The following is a 16,750-nucleotide window of genomic DNA, read 5'->3' as shown; positions in this document are numbered from 1 at the left end:
GAAAAATTCTCCTCTATAGGACAAAACCTTCATTTCTAATCACGTTTGAGAGGTCAATTCTCCCGAATTAATGAAGAAATTAACGTAATTGCTGGCTGATCAAGTACATCTCAACCGCACAATCTGCCGCATCTCTTCCTTTATGTCCATGATGTCCACCCAATCGTTCCCAAGCCTGCTCTTCATTTTCAGTAGTCAAAACACCGAAAACAACCGGAATATCATGATCGAGCATCACTCTCTGGCATCCCTGACTCACTTGGTCACACACATAATCGTAATGACTGGTTTCACCTCGAATCACAGCACCTAATGCGATTACCACATCGACTTGTTTATTCTTGGCTAAAATTTGCGCAACAAAAGGTATCTCAACAGCTCCAGGCACCTCAACCAAGGTAATATCCGTTTCTTTAAAGCCAAGTTCTGCCAAACGCTCCAAAGCTCCTGTCTTTAAGGCACTCGTAATCGCGTCATTAAATGTGCTAACCACAACTGCGATAGGGAACGAACTTTTTATTTCATTGCAACGTGCTTTAATTAATCTCATTTCTATCCTAATCTATAGCCAACAAATGTCCCAGCTTTTGTTTTTTTGTTTTTAAATAACCACGATTTTCATCTGTAGGTTCAACCTCCAGAGAAACGCGTTCAGCACAAATACCATAGTGCTCCATAGCTGATATTTTTAAAGGATTGTTCGTTAACATGCGTATGGAATCAATACCTAAATGCTTCAATATTTGATACGCAATCGCATAATCGCGATCATCAGCAGGCAAACCCAGTTTTAAATTCGCATCAACGGTATCGTATCCTTGCTCTTGCAAGGCGTATGCTTTGAGTTTATTCGCTAATCCAATGCCTCTTCCTTCCTGCCTCAGGTAGATTAATACTCCCCCTTCTGCTGCAATTTGCGCCAGAGAAGCATGTAATTGGTTGCCACAATCGCATTTACAGGAGCCAAAAACATCCCCGGTAATACATTCCGAATGGATTCTAACCAGAGGAACACGATTACCAAATAAAGGAGGTTTAACCAGAACAAAATGCTCTGCAGTATCCAATTCATTTTCAAAAACAGTCATGTCAAACAGACCATTGTCTTTTAACGGTATCCGGGTAGTCGCTGCGGGAGTAACTAACTGTTCGTGTTTAATTCGATAATTAATCAAATCCCTGATCGTCACTAACGGAATTTGATGTTTTTCTGAAAAAGCTATCAACTCATCACGACGGCTCATGGTACCGTCTTCATTAATAATTTCACAAATTACCGCAGCAGGAATTAATCCCGCCATCCGAACCAAATCGACGCTGCCTTCAGTTTGTCCAGCCCGTTCAAGGACCCCTTTACGTCTTGCCCTTAAGGGAAATACATGACCAGGGGAAATAATATCTGCCGGTCCACTTTCAGGATCGATGGCTACTTTGATAGTCTGAGCTCGGTCCTTTGCGGAGATGCCCGTTGAAACACCCTCTGCTGCCTCAATTGAAACAGTAAACGCGGTGCCGTAAGGCGACTTATTATTATGAGCCATCATCGGCAATTGAATTTTATCAATTAACTCTTCAGCCATGGGCAAACAAATTAATCCACAACCAAAACGTGACATGAAATTTATTGCTTCTGGCGTCGCAAATTCGGCAGCCATTACCAAATCGCCCTCATTCTCCCTGTCCTCATCATCGATTAAAATGATCATTTTACCGGCTTTCAGGGTTTCCATTGCCTGTTCTATACTGACTAATGAATGCTTCATGACTCTACCTCATAGTTCAACTTCCCGGCAATTTGAAGCTGATGAGCAACAATACGGGTAAGATAATCGAATTCTATATTAACTTGCTGCCCCACTCGCAACGACCCTAAATTAGTGTGTAACAGAGTGTGGGGCACCAGCATTACTTTAATGGTTTGGTTTATAACCTCATTAATGGTCAGGCTTACACCTTCCACTGTAATGCTGCCTTTGGGTATCAAATAAAACATGGAGTGTGAATTAAATCCTTCAAGTTCCATTTCAATATATTCATTAAGAGAATGAATGGATTTTATTAAAGCCGTCATGTCCACATGACCACTCACATAATGGCCACCAAAACGTGTTGAGGCAACCATGGCTCGCTCAAGGTTAACAAGATTACCGACCGACAAACTGCCTAAAGTGGTTATTTTTAAAGTTTCAGGAGAAACATCAAAATGCAACTCACCACATTCAGACGGTAATAAGGTGAGGCATACCCCATTGACGGCAATGCTTTCACCAACCTGCAGATGTTCATAAGATGAGGAAACAATCAGTCTGTTTCCACCATTATTTTCATGATTCGCAAGCACCTTACCTGTTTTTTCTATTAAACCAGTAAACACTAAACCTCCTGCCAATCGATACATGCTATCATATTGTCACCCATTTCATGCCAGGAAACTTTATGTTCACGATCAAATAATTCACTGAACTGGTAAGCTGAAACGGCTTCAGTACCTAAAAAGATTGGAACCAGGTATAAATAGGTTCTATGTACCAAACCCTCTTGATGCAATGCACTAAAAATTGCTCCCCCAGCCTCTACCCAGACGTCGTGGAAACCCAACGCACCCAAATGGTTGAGAATGGAGTTCAAATCCATTTTCCCTGACTTTAAAGGCATTGCATGGAATGTAGTATTAGGATAAAGAGAATCAGAGCTGCCCGGATAAATGTGCGCGGAATCCATTTTATTTTTATCGATATCACGTGATAAACAGTGTTCGTCGAAATACACGTGACAATGACTGGCGTTGGAAAAGACTAAAGATTCTGGATTCAGCTTGAGATCACGATCGATAATTGCCACCGGTTTTGCCTGGATCTGATGATTTAATCGGACATTCAATCGGGGATTATCCAGCGCTACTGTTCTCGAACTGGTTAATATCACATCAGTTGCGGCACGCATTTGATGAGTAAACTCATCGCACAAGGAATTTGACAACATCACCCGATCATGACTCAAACGCCCTATTTTACCATCTAAAGATTGAGCTATTTTAACGGTAACTCGTGGTCTGTGAGTTAATGTCCAATAAGCGTAGCTTTTATAAAACTCATCAATTTCAGGCAAAGGCAAATGAGTAACTTTTATACCATGCTCCTGTAAAAGAGCTGTAGAATTATTCTTGGCTACAAGAGGATTAGGATCCAGATAAGAAAAATACACCTCTTCTATACCGTAATTAATAATCGCATTAACACAGGGGGGCGTTTTCCCCCAATGATTACAAGGTTCGAGAGTAATATATAAACTAACCCCTGGCGTTTTAGGGGTAAGTTGTGCTAACAATAGTTGTTCTGCATGTGGCGAACCTGCACCTCTATGCCAGTCCTGTGCTATAATGTTTCCATTTTGCACAGCTACGGCTCCAACACTGGGATTGGGCGCACAGCTCCCCTGACCTAGTTTGGCTTGTTTAAGTGCCGCAAGCAAAAACTGTTCGTGCATCGATTAACCACCTTTTAAAAGTGCACGAATGATAACAAATTATTCAATTTATGAGTAGCCCAATGATTCAATTGAATTTAAAATATAAGCAAAAACCAATTATTTCCAGATTATTTATCTTGGGAAGGTTATTTATACTGTTTATTTTGAGTCAACCTTCCTTCGCTGAAGGGCTGTCGCCTTATTCAACAAAAGAGCTGGAACAACTGGAACATCAATTCATTCAATTGATTAATCAATCGGACAGCGTAGAACGCAACCCCTTGGCCAGTCAATACATCAATCATATTGGAAAAAAGCTCGCATACTATGGACGTATCAAATCCCCCTATTTTTTCATAGTCAAATCCAGGGAAATTAATGCTTTTGCAGGGCCTGGAGGGTATATTGGAATTAATTCCCAGCTTATATTAACGACCCAAAATGAAAGTGAACTCGCTGCGGTAATGGCCCATGAAATAGCTCACGTTCGTCTTCACCACTTGTACAGTATGATTGAGCATCAGAAACAGATGCGAGTACCGATGTTAGCCTCTATGTTGGCATCGATAGCCCTTGGTGCGATGAATCCCACGGTAGGAATGGGAGCTATGATGGCATCAATTTCCGGATTTTCTCAGGATAATATTAACTTTACCCGATCCAAAGAAAAAGAAGCAGACCGGATAGGCATCGACATGCTGATTAAAGCAGGCTTTGATCCACGCGGCATGGCGGCTTTTTTCCAAAAAATGCAAGAAAATTCACGTTATTATTATTCTGCGGATGTTCCCGCTATTCTTCGTACCCATCCCATGGACGCAGATCGTATTGCTGAAGCAGAGAACCGCACGGCCCGCCTTGAGAAAAAACGATACTCTGATTCACTGGACTATTCTTTGTTTAAAGAATTGATACGTGTTTCCGTGACGCCACAGAGCAAACAAATACTGGATTACTATGAGCATCAATGTAACAAAAGAAATAACTCCACTGCCTGCCTATATGGATATGTACTCGCGTTGTTAAATAACAATGAATACTCAAAAGCAGCGGAGCGTTTACGGCCCGTTCTCGACAAGTATTCAGACAACTTATACTTTCAAATCGCTATGGCTCAAGCGGAGCTGGGTTTGTCACAAAATAAAGCAGCAATAAACCGCTTGGCGGATGCACAAAAAAACTATCCGGATAATTACGCCGCGCTAATGGCTTATGCCCAGGGTTTACTTTCTGCCAACCAGGCAGAGAAAGCGACCAGCGTATTGCTTAAAGGCAGCAGAATATATAAAGAGGACTTGCCTTTATGCAGAGAATTGGCTCGAGCTCAGGCAGAATCGCATCAAAAAAATTATGCTTATTTTACCCAATCTCAATGTTTAGTGCTTGAAGGCCAACATCGAGCGGCTATAGCACAATTAAAGGTCGCAAAAAATTTATCAAAAAATGATCCATATCTCTTGGCGCGAATAACCGCAAAAATCGATGAAATCAAATTCATGACCGAAAACTAGAGTTTGTTGCCAATTGCTCCCTTTACCTTCCGCGCTTGATGCCTGAGGATTGAATTCAAGCGAGCCATAAAAGTTTAGATATAGACTATTAGGTGAAATTAGTCTATATTTAGACTAGGCAATGAATCAGGGCACATTATTATGATTCCAGATAAAACGAATTCCACGCTAGCCAAAGAGCACATCCAAACGGCTTTTAAAGTGGTTTTGAATATTTTTGATAAATGGCATTGCACTACTGAAGAAGCGCTTATATTGTTAGGCCTGAAACGTTCTACCTGGTTCAAATACAAAAACTCCCCGGAACATGCTTCTTTCAGCCATGACATTACAGAACGTATATCGTACATTTTAAATATACATGCCGCATTAAGAATACTGTTTTCCAATCAAGACTCTGTATACCAATGGGTAAGGAAACCCAATACGGCTCCATTTTATAACGGCCGATCTGCAATGGATGTGATGCTTCAGGGACGAGTTGTTGATTTATGGTCCGTTTCCAGCAGGCTTAATGCAGAGCGCGGTGGAAAAGCTTAATGGAATCACTGGATTCACTCAATAAATTAGCTTTTGTGAAACAACGTTGCTATCGCATCATTCCCTCTCAGTTTCCACCAATTCACTTATTTGAAGATGTCGCTAATCCGGAGGAATTCGAAGCCGTTTTTGCGGTACAAATGCTTACCAATCCAAGAATTCAGGAAGAAATTGGCCTGGTGGAAAAAATACCCAGGGATCAAAGACTGTATGCTGTTCCAGGCTGTGGTTATGTTATGGCAGCGTTTACACACATTAATCCCAATGGAAGCAGATTTTCCAATGGTGACTATGGGATATATTATGCTGCTGAATCAATCGCGACAGCTATTGCAGAAACCGTCTATCATAAAGAGCAATTTCTATCCTACACACAGGAACCCGCTCAGGAGTTAGCAATGAGAAGCTTGATTGCTGAATTTAGTGCTGATTTATTTAATTTAACCTTGCTGGATAAAAACAGCCACCCCCTATATTCATCGAGTAATTATACGCATAGTCAATTCCTGGGTTCTCAAATTAAAGAACAGCAGGAGGAAGGTATCGTCTATCATTCCGTTCGAGCTGAAGGGACAAATTTCGCGTTGTTTAAACCCAATTCAATTCATCAGTGCCAGCAAGGCTCTCATTTCAGTTATGTATGGGACGGCTCACGCATTTCGACGGTATATCAAAAGCTACTGCAAAATTAAATAGGTCTATTCATGTTCCTGAGGTTTATTTAGAGCTTGGTCAAGGTGTAGATGGTTTCCATTCCCTCTCCCCAGCCCTCTTCCCGCGAACGGGCATAATCCTTTTATTCGAATTCCTTTCGCGGGAGAGGGAGTAGATCGGGGTAAGGCTGGGTTCACAGCAGGTTCGAATGCCGGAATAGATAAACAACCCGAATCAGGTGATAAACGGATAGATTTGCGTGAAGGTTGAGAGATCGTCATCCTAAAAAATGCGGGGTGTACATCAGGTTGAAATACCGGAATAAATCAAAAATCCAAATCAGGTGATAAATGGGTAGATTTGCGTGAAGGTTGAGAGATCGCCATTCTAAAAAAAGCGCAGTGCACATAAGTGCATGAGCATTTTTTTAGGATGGCGATCTCTCAAGATTCACCAAAGATGCCCGTTTATCGGACAGGAACTTCTTTCCACCAACTTGTCTTGGTCTCAGCAACCCAATCAGCATTTCTTAAATTTTTAACAAAAACTGCTGTTTCTTCTGGAGTTGAATGCTTAGGATCCAGTTTTATGCACCAATCCCAATCACCAGAAGTAGACCAGAGGCTCTGAACGCCATTCATTTTGGCTATTGAAGAAGAGTCTGACCACGCATTTTTTGTCTTTAAGAAAACAATACTATTCCATGAGTTCATTATTACTTTCCTTAGTATTTAATTATGAAAAAGCGCGTTGAATAAAATTCATCGCGTCATATAAAGTTAGACTATAAATTAAGAGAATTCAACGAATGAGAAATATAAAAAAAGCTCCTTCGGTAACATTTATTTATGACGCAACAAGTGGAGCAGAACAAAGGGACAAGATTAATGCCTTAATCAAGATCCAGCTTTTTTAATTTATAACGTAAAGTCCGAAAACTCACCCCCAACAACCGGGCAGCAGCCGTACGATTCCACTTCGTTTTATTCAGCGCATCCAATATCAGCTCTTTTTCTTGATCCTGGATAAATCCGGTTAAATTAGCAGATCCAGTCATTATAGGTGAGGCTACTGTAGAGGGAGTTTTGGGTAAAAGCAGATCACCTGGCTCGATTACTTCGCCTTCACTCATGGCCATGGCACGTTCCAGAATGTTTTCCAATTCTCTGACATTTCCGGGAAAATGATAGTTTTGTAACAGCTTTAAACATTCATCGCTTATCGTGACTGGGCTTCTGTTCTGATTTTTAGCTAATTTTTTTAAAATTGCTCGGACTAAAACAGGAATATCTGAAAGTCGCTCCGCCAGAGTGGGTACACGCAGCTCAATGACATTGACTCGATAATACAAATCCTGTCTGAATGTTCCTGCACTAATCTCTTCCAGCAGATTTTTATGGCTGGCACTTAGAATTCGAACATCAACAGGAATTTCATACAACTCACCAATTGGTTTAATCGCTTTCTCCTGAATCGCTCGCAGTAATTTAACCTGCATGGCCAATGGAAGCTCTGCAATTTCATCAAGAAACAGAGTCCCGCCTTGTGCGGCAACAAACAAACCAGATTTATCTGCTATTGCTCCTGTAAAACTTCCCTTTTTATGACCAAAAAACTCGGACTCCATCAGTTCGCTGGGTATTGCACCGCAATTAACAGGGATAAAGGGTTTATCTCTTCTTGGGCCATTGGAATGGATTAATTGTGCGACCAACTCTTTTCCCACACCGGAATCACCCTGAATAAATACCGGAGCCTGACTCCGTGCCAGTTTATGTATACTCTCTCTAAGTTGATTGATTATAGAACTTGTACCAACCAAGGTATCATCCTGATCATTATTTTGCGTGTTTTGCATGGCCAACGCTGTTTTTACAAGATCTTTCAACATCATTAAGTCAACGGGTTTTGAAACATAATCAAAAGCCCCTGCTTTTAAAGTATTTACGGCTCCTTCAACATTTCCATAAGCAGTAATCACAGCAACAGGTAACTGCGGTTTGTATTTTTGTATGTATTTAACCAGCTCAATGCCATCACCATCGGGTAAACGCATATCCGTAAGGACAAGTGCATAATCATTGTGTTTCAGGCATTCAATCCCTTTTTTAAGGTTAGAAGCGGTATCACAGTTCAAGCCCATGCGTGACAAAGTAAGGCTTAATAACTCCCGAATATCTGGCTCATCATCAATTACCAGAACAGTACTTTTTGTCATATCAATAGCTCTTCCGATGGATTTAAAGTAATAGCAAAGCAACTTCCTTTACTGCACTTCACCAAATCTAATCGCGCCTGATTAATTTCGCATAAATCCCTGGCCAGAAACAAGCCCATACCTGTTCCTGTTCTCAGCGTTGTGAAAAATGGCTCAAACACATTTTCCCAATTCTCGACTGGAATCCCGGGACCTGTATCACTAACGGTTATGATGGTTTTATTCGATGACGATTTTACTGCAATCACAATATCTACATTTCCTTGTTCATCACGTCCATGTTGCATTGCATTATCACAAAGTATCACCAATATCTGTTCCAGTTGGCTTTTATCAAATACACATGAAACCTGTTTGTTTCTGGGTAATTTAATGGATAAATTACAACGATTATTATGACAAAAATTTTGCTGAAACTGATCTAATAAACTGGCAATGTCATAAACCTGAGGATGAGACTGTTGACGTCGGGTCAATTGCAAAACATTTTTAATAACCCCATTCATTCGTTCACAATTATTAATAATTAATTGTTTCAGACGAGCGTCTTCTTCATTCAAACCATGGTCATCGCCAAATAACTGGGCTGCATGAGCAATGGCTCCCAGAGGATTACGTAGCTCATGGGCTATACTTGCCGAAAATCGACCTAATGCAGCCAGTTTGAGTTGCTGTGCCTGTTGCCCTATGTATGACATGTCTTCCAAAATAATAAGCACTTCAGGATTATTGGCCACATCTGTTGAAAAAAAATGGACTCTTAAGTGAGGTTCTTCAATTAAAGTCTGGGCCACACCTTCATTGATTTTATTTTTCATTAAAAAATGATCAAACTTACTGGCAATTTGCTCTGAAAGTTGGTGTAAATTATCTGGATTGTTTTTTTTGTTAACATTAAAAAATTGTCGTGCAGCAGAATTCATTAGTTTAATGTGCTTTGCCTCATCCACATAAATGATTCCTGAGTGCAACCGCTCCACAATGTATTCGTTAATTCGCTGCATACTGGCCAATTCATAACTGCGATGACGAGCCAAATGCTCCGATTGACGGACCCAGTTGGAAAGATACCAGGCTGTAATCGCGGTAGCAAAGAAGCCGGCGCCATAAATTCCACTGTAATAAAACGTAATTAAATCTCGTTGATTATCTATTAAGAATTTTAATACATTGCCACATAGCAGCAGGCAGCTGGCAAGGGCTGCAAAAAAAATCGCTAAACGACCTGGAACCAAAATACTCAGAGCGGCAATGGTCACATTAAGGAGAATTCCATACCCTGAATCCATATTTCCTATAATGCTCAGCATACTCGAAATCGCAATGACATCGAGAGTTCCAGAGAGAAACACTTGCTTGTCAAAGCTTAAGATTCTGTGATGCCAAAAAGCTAAAAAAAGCAATGAGAAAACAAAATAAACTACAAGAATACTGTAAAATAAAGGCGAGTGAGGACGATAAATAAAACTAAAAAAATACATCACCAGTAATAAAATAACGCTCAGCAGCCTATAGACATCATAAACCAATAAAATTCGCCACTGTCTGTCTTCTGGATTGTTCATCAGGTGAATAGACATGGAACTAACCCATCCGGGGCTGTTGATAATTAACTGACTTAGTTACTCGCAAACATATATATAACGCGGCTTGTCTGCTGTATTTTGTGGTCTTCTGAATGGCACGGTCAAGCCTCACCATGTTGGGGTAATCGCACAATTGTCCACAGCCTCTGGTTATTTAAGATGTATCTAAGTATAGAACCATAAAAATGAGTTTTGCGATAGAGCAACGGAGCTCAATACTTCCATAATTTATAGGACACCCAAATGTCGCGCGCATCCTGTGAACCATTATCCTTGGCCTTGGCTATCCAATATTTCGCTTTGGCCAGATCTCGCTTGACGCCCTTTCCATCAGCATACAGTAAACCCAGATTGATCTGCGCCAGGGTCAGGTTTTGTTCTGCTGCTTTAGTATACCAGTAAATGGCTTTATTGATGTCGCGTTGAATGCCTTCACCATTCATATACATCACGGCAAGATTATTCTGAGCTAAGGGCTGTCCCAGTTCAGCTGCTTTTTGATACCAGTTAATGGCCTGTTTATTATCCTTTTTAACCCCAAGGCCATTCATATACATCACAGCCAGATTGTGCTCCCCCAAGGGTAAACCCTGTTCCGCAGACTTTTTGTACCAGGAAACAGCTTCCTTATAATTTACGGGCATGCCCTGGCCTTTCATGTACATTAAACCCAGGTTATTTTGTGCTTCAGCATCACCTTGCTCTGCTGCTTTCTTAAACCATTTGAATGCCTGCTGATAGTCTTTATACTGTCCCTCGCTAGAATAAATTATGCCAAGATTATTTTGAGCCATGGCAAAACCCTGCTCTGCGGCCTTTGAATACCAGGAAATCGCTAATTCCATGTTTTTAGACACACCTTGTCCATGCTCATACATGAAGGCCAGATTATTTTGCGACTTCATATTTCCTTGAATTGCAGCTTTCTCAAACCAATACAACGCCTGTTCAGTATTTTGAACTGAGGCATCGCCATCCATGTATAAAACACCCAGATTGGTTTGAGATAACGCTGAGCCGTTATTGGCTGCTTTGGTATACCAATAAATGGCCTTTGTTAAATCCTTTGGTACCCCATCACCCCGTTCATACAAGACACCAAGATTATTTTGTGCGTCCAAATCGCCTTGAGCAGCTGCTTTTTCATACCAGAAAATGGCCTGTGCCGTATTTTTTTTAACGCCGGTACCGTTCATGTACAAAACAGCTAAATTATACTGTCCATCAGAATTCCCTTGATCAGCTGCTTTTTTATACCAAACGAAGGCTTGTTGTGGATCTTTTTCCACGCCATTCCCATTTTCATACAGTATTCCCACATTATTTTGGCTCAGGGCTAAACCTTGATCTGCTGCTTTTTTTAACCAAATCATTGCCTGCTTGATGTCCTGAGGCACTCCCTGACCATTCAGATACAATAACCCAAGGTTATTTTGAGCTTCAGCATTTCCTTGCTCAGCAGCCTTTTGATACCAAAAAGCAGCTTTTTTATAATCCTGTTCTACCCCATCCCCTTTCTCATAACTAATTCCTAGCTCCAGTTGCGATTGGGCATCACCATCCTCAGCCTTATCCTGAGAATTCAATTGCTCCTGAGAGCTTCTATGGGAATCAAAATCCAAAGCCCATCCTGGAAATACCAGGGCGGTTAAGATTAGAGCTGTAAAAAGAAATCGTTTCATAATAGCTCCTGCACAACACTGTTCAATTATAGCACAATAAGTAGTACCATGAATTGATCCAAATCCCGTTGGTTATAGGTCAAAAAAAACCAAAAAGACTCATTATTGCTCATAATGTATTATACTCTATATGTACAAGTGCGCTGCAATTCATCTGCATGAGAGGCTACAATGGCAAAGAAATTTTATGAGGTTCTGGGTGTTAGCGAAACTGCCACACCTGAAGAGATTCGAAAAGCCTATTATAAACTGGCATTAAAAAATCACCCGGATAAGGTCGCTGAAGACAAGAGAGAAGAAGCAACGGAGCTGTTTAAAGAAATAAACCTCGCGCACGAAATCTTAAGTGATGAAAATAATCGCAAAGCTTATGATAATGGATTAATCGATGATAAAGGGAGCAAGGTCTTCTATCAACAGAACGAGTCTCCTGAACCACAACAATCGGATGAACCAGAACAAACTTATGAGTCTCAAGGTGCCTATGAATCTGAACCCACCTATGAGGCTGCAGAAGATTATCAATCTGAAGCAACATATGAGGCAGAAGATGCTGATGAACCTGAAGAAACTCTCGCATCAGAACAAGCAAGTGAATCACAAGAAACCCAGCAAAAAGATGCAAATCAAAAACTAAATGAAACGCTAAAAGCACTTAGAGACAAAGATTTATCCAACAAAGAAAAAGCTCGATTAATTTCAGAATTGTCTCCTAAAGAAGTTTCAGAATTTATAAAACTGTTGGATGAAAAAATTGAAAATAAAGAAGAATACGTCGATGATTTACATTCTGACAAAGAATTTCATCAATCCGCACGCAACTTATTTAATGCGATAGAACAAGCCCCCCATGTCTCTTCTGGTTCAAAATCAAGCGGCTCGTTTATAATGCAGTTGATCACATCCTTTATTGATTGGCTTTTTGGTAAGGATAAGGAACCCGTTTATACCGCTGCTGATAATACAGAATTTAACAACCATATTAATGATGTATTTGAAGAACGAATTAGCGAATCCGAGGAGGCAATTGCTCATCAAGAAGACAAATTAGCTGATCTGGAATCTCTGCGGGATGACCTGCAAAGCAATCAAAATTCAGAAAATAAGAATCCTGTTTTTGGTCAAATGCAACCCATGGGCGAATCAAATAGCATAGACAGTTTAATGAGTGATATAAATCAATCTCAATATCAATCTACTCCTAACGAAGCCAAATCCAAAGAGGAAAGAGCAACTGCGTATCTGGAGGAAGCGCCTAAGGGACCATAAAAATAAAAGTTCATTTGAGCTATTTTTTTCAAACCAAGAGTTCAATGAGGCAACACCATTGATGAGTAGTATGGCTAACCCATTGAACTTTCTTGATAAAAATTAATACATCTGCTATATGCTATATAAGCTTACATAAATACCAATCTCAATGAGCATCAAACATTTAAATTTAAATTTATTACGCGCTCTGTATGCTCTGCTCTCATGCAGGCATGTTACCCTTGCCAGCAAACAAATTGGCGTAAGTCAATCGTCAATGAGTATTTCATTAAAACAACTAAGAGAATTTTATAATGATTCCCTTCTGGTGCCTGGACGGCATAACATCATGCAACTGACCCCATTAGCTTCATCGTTGATTGAGCCAACCCGGATTGCCATGTCGCAGATTGATGCCATTTTTTCATGCCACCAACCCTTTAATCCAGCAACAGATACCCGAACTTTTCGTATTGGCATGTCGGATCTGGTTTCGTATTTATTGGCTCCAAACTTGATACACAAAATGGAAGAATTGGCTCCTGACATCAAAGTCAACATAGTACACCCAAGGTATCTGACATCATCCGATGTATTTGAGTCAGGTGAGTTGGATGTCATGGTAGGTATGTTTGAAGGTGCACCAGGGGGGTTAAAACACCAATCTTTGTTTCATGATGAAGCGGTCATTGTTGGGTGTAAAGATCACCCTGCTTTTGAAAACGGAACGATCAGTATGGAAAACATCCTCAAATATCCCTTGATTCAATTGTCCTTAAGCGGCACACCGTTTCACAATTACTTCGATCGATATCTGGCCAAGCTGGGTTATGCCAAACGGGTATCAATCAGTGTAGGGCATGGTTTAGTTCCCCTCATCACCCTACCTGGCACCAATTACCTGACTCTGACGATTCGTTCAGCAGCAGAAAAATTAAACAGTTATCTTCATCTCAGTATAGCTTCCGTCCCCTTTCCAATTGACGTTTATAGCTGCTATCAATATTGGCATCAGAAGGACAATGAAGATCCTGCCCATCAGTGGTTACGTTCCCTGATAAAGGACGTTGCCAAACATGCAAAAAGCTCAAAGAAACCGGGAGCACATTGAAACTCTACTAAATCAGTCACAAAAGAGTTTCAACAATACCTCTCAAGCAACCCGATTAATAAGAACATCGAACTATTAAATGATGGATTATTCAACGACGTTTTGCGTGATAGCCCTTATAGTGGGTTTAAACCCAATTTAACCATCACTCTTCTTGGTCCCCAGGTTCCTGCAAGACCTTTAAAAACGCCAGCTATCTGCGCTCCACAATGAAGGCAATGTCCCATCTCATCGAGACGATAACTTAATAATTGGTACCAATCTCTGACAATCACCGGGCTCTTGCAGTTTGGACAATAGGTAGTACTACCAACAGTATCATGCACATTACCGGTATAGACATAATGTAAACCTGACTTTAGAGCTATTTCTCTGGCTCTTTGGAGGGTTGAAGCAGGAGTTGGCGATTTATCCTTCATTTTCCAGTCAGGATGAAAAGCAGTAAAATGCAAAGGAACATCTGGCCCCAAATGATCCATTATCCAGGCTGCCATGTTCTCCATTTCGGTTGTGGAATCATTTTCATCAGGGATAAGCAAAGTGGTAATTTCAAACCACACATCCGTCTCTTTTTTTAAATATTCCAAAGTATCCAATACTGGCTGTAAATGAGCCCCTGTGATTTTGTAGTAAAACTCTTCGCTAAAAGCTTTCAAGTCAATGTTCGCAGCATCCATATAGGTATAAAACTCCTTGCGTGGTTCCGGGTTAATATAACCTGCAGAGACCGCAACGGAGTAAATACCCAGTTGATGACACTCTTTAGCCACATCGATTGCATACTCCATAAAAATCACGGGATCGTTATACGTAAAAGCAACACTCCGGCACTGCAAATCTTTTGCGGCATAGGCAATATCTGCAGGCATGGCACTATCCGCTAAAGTATCCATATCCCGAGATTTACTGATATCCCAATTTTGGCAAAATTTACAGGCCAGATTACACCCAGCAGTCCCAAAAGATAAAACCGGAGTCCCTGGCAAAAAATGATTTAAAGGTTTTTTTTCAATCGGATCGATACAATAACCACTCGACCTGCCATAAGTAGTCAGTTTTATTTGATTGTCCCTATTAGCTCTGACAAAACATAATCCTCTTTGCCCCTCACGCAATTTACAATTACGTGGGCATACATCACATTGAATACGCCCATCTTCAAGCTTATGCCAGTAATGAGTTGGAATAATATCGGTCATCAAACACACCTGCGGTGAAACACTATTCTATACTTATAAGTATAGTACCTGCATGAAAACTGGAGTTTGTTAATGACTGTTCGGCAACCGGCTGTAGCAGGGATTTTTTATCCTGGCGATCAGTTCACACTTCACAATACAATTCAGCACCTGTTAAGTCAGAGCAAACAGAGCAGTCTTCCTCCCAAAGTTCTGCTAGTTCCTCATGCGGGATATCGTTACTCAGGCTCCATAGCAGCCTTAGCATACGCTTCGTTAATCCAACAAAGAGACAGGATCAAAAACATTGTATTACTAGGCCCGGCGCACACCGTGCATCTACGAGGAATTGCTTATGATCCAGTCAAATACTTTGCCACTCCATTAGGAGAAATCGCACAAAATCAGGAGCTGATAACCAAAATAAGTACCCTTCCTTATGTTCACGCCTTAAGTCAGGCCCATCAACAGGAACACTGTCTGGAAGTGCAATTGCCATTTTGTCAGGAACTATTCAACGAATTTACTGTACTGCCTTTGGTGGTTGGCGAAACCAGTGAACAGGACGTGGCGGATCTGTTACAACAGGTTTGGGGAGGAGAGGAAACTCTGATTATAATCAGTAGTGATCTCAGTCATTATCTTCCTTACGACACCGCACAACAAAAAGACAGAAACACCTGCCTGTCCATCAGCACCTTAAATCCAGAATCGTTACATCAGCAGGATGCATGCGGTTATTATCCTTTACGTGGATTGTTACATTTTGCCCGTCAAAACCAAATATGTGGACGCTTACTGGATTTAAAAAACTCTGGAGACACATCGGGCACAAAAGATAGAGTAGTCGGATATGCTTCCTATCACTTTTATCAAGATCTTAAATTTACTGATCATTGTGCTGATGAGCTACTTTATCTAGCTAAAGAATCACTCCGGCTTCAGGCGACTGAAAATAAACTCCTTGAATTTAATCCTATGCAATACAATGAATTATTACATATCCGCATGCCTTCATTTGTTACGCTAAAAAAGAGAGGAATGCTCAGAGGATGCATGGGAAGTCTGTTTTCTCAGGAGATGCTGGCCGAGAACGTAATCAATAACGCCATTCGTGCCGGATTCATTGATCCACGTTTTCCCAAATTAACCACAGAAGAATTAAATGATATCTCTGTGTCTATATCCATTTTAAGCCCGCTGGAAAAGTTGTATTTTGACAGTGAAAACGAACTTAAATCCCAGATACGAAAGGGAGTTGATGGATTACTCCTGACCTATAAACAACATCAGGCAACCTTTTTACCGTCTGTTTGGGAATCCATAAACAACACCGATGAATTTCTTGAGCATTTAAAGCTAAAAATGGGGCTTCCTGCCCATTTTTGGTCAGCAGAGATGAACGCTCAGCGCTATACAACAGAAATCATTAAATAATATTTAGTAATAAACAAATAGTTTAATTAGAATTCAGATTCTTGTACTGTATTGGTGTATTTAAAAGGAAGGGGTAAATAGATAAAATGTCCACAAATCCTGGTAAATCAAGGG

At 40.6% G+C, this 16,750-nt stretch carries 15 protein-coding genes; 6 read left to right on the top strand and 9 right to left on the bottom strand.

Annotation, left to right across the window (positions count from 1 at the left end):
• Nucleotides 1-79: 79 nt before the first annotated feature.
• Genes ribH through ribD form a run of 4 tightly spaced genes read right to left on the bottom strand, consistent with a single transcriptional unit; the run spans nt 80 to nt 3,486 of the window.
• Nucleotides 80-550, bottom strand: a complete 471-nt coding sequence (ribH, locus tag G543_RS0113745) for a 6,7-dimethyl-8-ribityllumazine synthase (RefSeq protein ID WP_035922350.1) — start codon at nt 548-550, stop codon at nt 80-82.
• 7 nt (nt 551-557) lie between these two features.
• Entirely contained in the window at nt 558-1,763 is a 1,206-nt protein-coding gene (locus G543_RS0113740; protein ID WP_028385030.1) for a bifunctional 3,4-dihydroxy-2-butanone-4-phosphate synthase/GTP cyclohydrolase II, read from the bottom strand.
• On the bottom strand, nt 1,760-2,374 hold the full coding sequence (locus tag G543_RS0113735; protein WP_028385029.1) for a riboflavin synthase: 615 nt from the start codon (nt 2,372-2,374) through the stop codon (nt 1,760-1,762). Before G543_RS0113735 ends, G543_RS0113740 begins: the two co-directional genes overlap by 4 nt.
• Nucleotides 2,374-3,486 carry a bifunctional diaminohydroxyphosphoribosylaminopyrimidine deaminase/5-amino-6-(5-phosphoribosylamino)uracil reductase RibD gene (gene ribD, locus G543_RS0113730; RefSeq protein ID WP_028385028.1) on the bottom strand — a complete coding sequence of 371 codons (1,113 nt, stop codon included), beginning with the start codon at nt 3,484-3,486 and terminating at the stop codon, nt 2,374-2,376. Before ribD ends, G543_RS0113735 begins: the two co-directional genes overlap by 1 nt.
• A 62-nt stretch (nt 3,487-3,548) precedes the next feature.
• Between ribD and G543_RS0113725 the strand changes: the two genes are divergently transcribed.
• From G543_RS0113725 to G543_RS0113715, 3 genes are all read left to right on the top strand, one after another.
• The gene (locus tag G543_RS0113725; protein ID WP_028385027.1) at nt 3,549-4,979 is read left to right on the top strand and encodes a M48 family metalloprotease; all 1,431 of its coding nucleotides are present in this window, start codon (nt 3,549-3,551) and stop codon (nt 4,977-4,979) included.
• 141 nt (nt 4,980-5,120) lie between these two features.
• Nucleotides 5,121-5,519 (top strand): MbcA/ParS/Xre antitoxin family protein, encoded by a 399-nt coding sequence (locus G543_RS0113720; protein WP_028385026.1) that lies wholly within the window; start codon nt 5,121-5,123, stop codon nt 5,517-5,519.
• The gene (locus tag G543_RS0113715; protein ID WP_051190719.1) at nt 5,519-6,211 is read left to right on the top strand and encodes an RES family NAD+ phosphorylase; all 693 of its coding nucleotides are present in this window, start codon (nt 5,519-5,521) and stop codon (nt 6,209-6,211) included. Before G543_RS0113720 ends, G543_RS0113715 begins: the two co-directional genes overlap by 1 nt.
• A gap of 429 nt (nt 6,212-6,640) precedes the next feature.
• On the opposite strand, the gene G543_RS0113710 is transcribed toward G543_RS0113715, so the two are convergent.
• The 4 genes from G543_RS0113710 to G543_RS0113695 all read right to left on the bottom strand — a co-directional run bounded on the left by G543_RS0113710 (nt 6,641) and on the right by G543_RS0113695 (nt 11,659).
• The gene (locus G543_RS0113710; RefSeq protein WP_028385024.1) at nt 6,641-6,886 is read right to left on the bottom strand and encodes a hypothetical protein; all 246 of its coding nucleotides are present in this window, start codon (nt 6,884-6,886) and stop codon (nt 6,641-6,643) included.
• 179 nt (nt 6,887-7,065) lie between these two features.
• Nucleotides 7,066-8,391 carry a sigma-54-dependent transcriptional regulator gene (locus tag G543_RS0113705; protein ID WP_028385023.1) on the bottom strand — a complete coding sequence of 442 codons (1,326 nt, stop codon included), beginning with the start codon at nt 8,389-8,391 and terminating at the stop codon, nt 7,066-7,068.
• Nucleotides 8,388-9,971: a sensor histidine kinase gene (locus G543_RS0113700; RefSeq protein ID WP_028385022.1), complete on the bottom strand. Its 1,584-nt coding sequence runs from the start codon at nt 9,969-9,971 to the stop codon at nt 8,388-8,390. Before G543_RS0113700 ends, G543_RS0113705 begins: the two co-directional genes overlap by 4 nt.
• A gap of 218 nt (nt 9,972-10,189) precedes the next feature.
• Nucleotides 10,190-11,659, bottom strand: a complete 1,470-nt coding sequence (locus G543_RS0113695) for a tetratricopeptide repeat protein (protein ID WP_028385021.1) — start codon at nt 11,657-11,659, stop codon at nt 10,190-10,192.
• A gap of 171 nt (nt 11,660-11,830) precedes the next feature.
• On the opposite strand from G543_RS0113695, the gene G543_RS18505 reads away from it, so the two are divergent.
• The gene (locus G543_RS18505) at nt 11,831-12,928 is read left to right on the top strand and encodes a J domain-containing protein (protein ID WP_028385020.1); all 1,098 of its coding nucleotides are present in this window, start codon (nt 11,831-11,833) and stop codon (nt 12,926-12,928) included.
• Between the two features lie 151 nt (nt 12,929-13,079).
• A complete protein-coding gene (locus G543_RS0113685; protein WP_035922345.1) occupies nt 13,080-14,021 on the top strand; it encodes a LysR family transcriptional regulator in 942 nt (313 codons plus the stop codon).
• 116 nt (nt 14,022-14,137) lie between these two features.
• Here the strand turns inward: G543_RS0113685 and amrS are convergent, their stop codons facing one another.
• Complete coding sequence (amrS, locus tag G543_RS0113680) at nt 14,138-15,220, bottom strand: AmmeMemoRadiSam system radical SAM enzyme (protein ID WP_028385018.1); 1,083 nt, start codon at nt 15,218-15,220, stop codon at nt 14,138-14,140.
• A 72-nt stretch (nt 15,221-15,292) separates the two neighbouring features.
• Between amrS and amrB the strand changes: the two genes are divergently transcribed.
• Nucleotides 15,293-16,636 carry an AmmeMemoRadiSam system protein B gene (gene amrB, locus G543_RS0113675; protein WP_028385017.1) on the top strand — a complete coding sequence of 448 codons (1,344 nt, stop codon included), beginning with the start codon at nt 15,293-15,295 and terminating at the stop codon, nt 16,634-16,636.
• Nucleotides 16,637-16,750 lie beyond the last annotated feature (114 nt).

The sequence above is a fragment of the Legionella moravica DSM 19234 genome (genome assembly GCF_000423305.1).
GTDB classification, from domain to species: Bacteria; Pseudomonadota; Gammaproteobacteria; order Legionellales; family Legionellaceae; genus Legionella; species Legionella moravica.
This window is presented reverse-complemented; position numbering and strand designations above follow the sequence as displayed.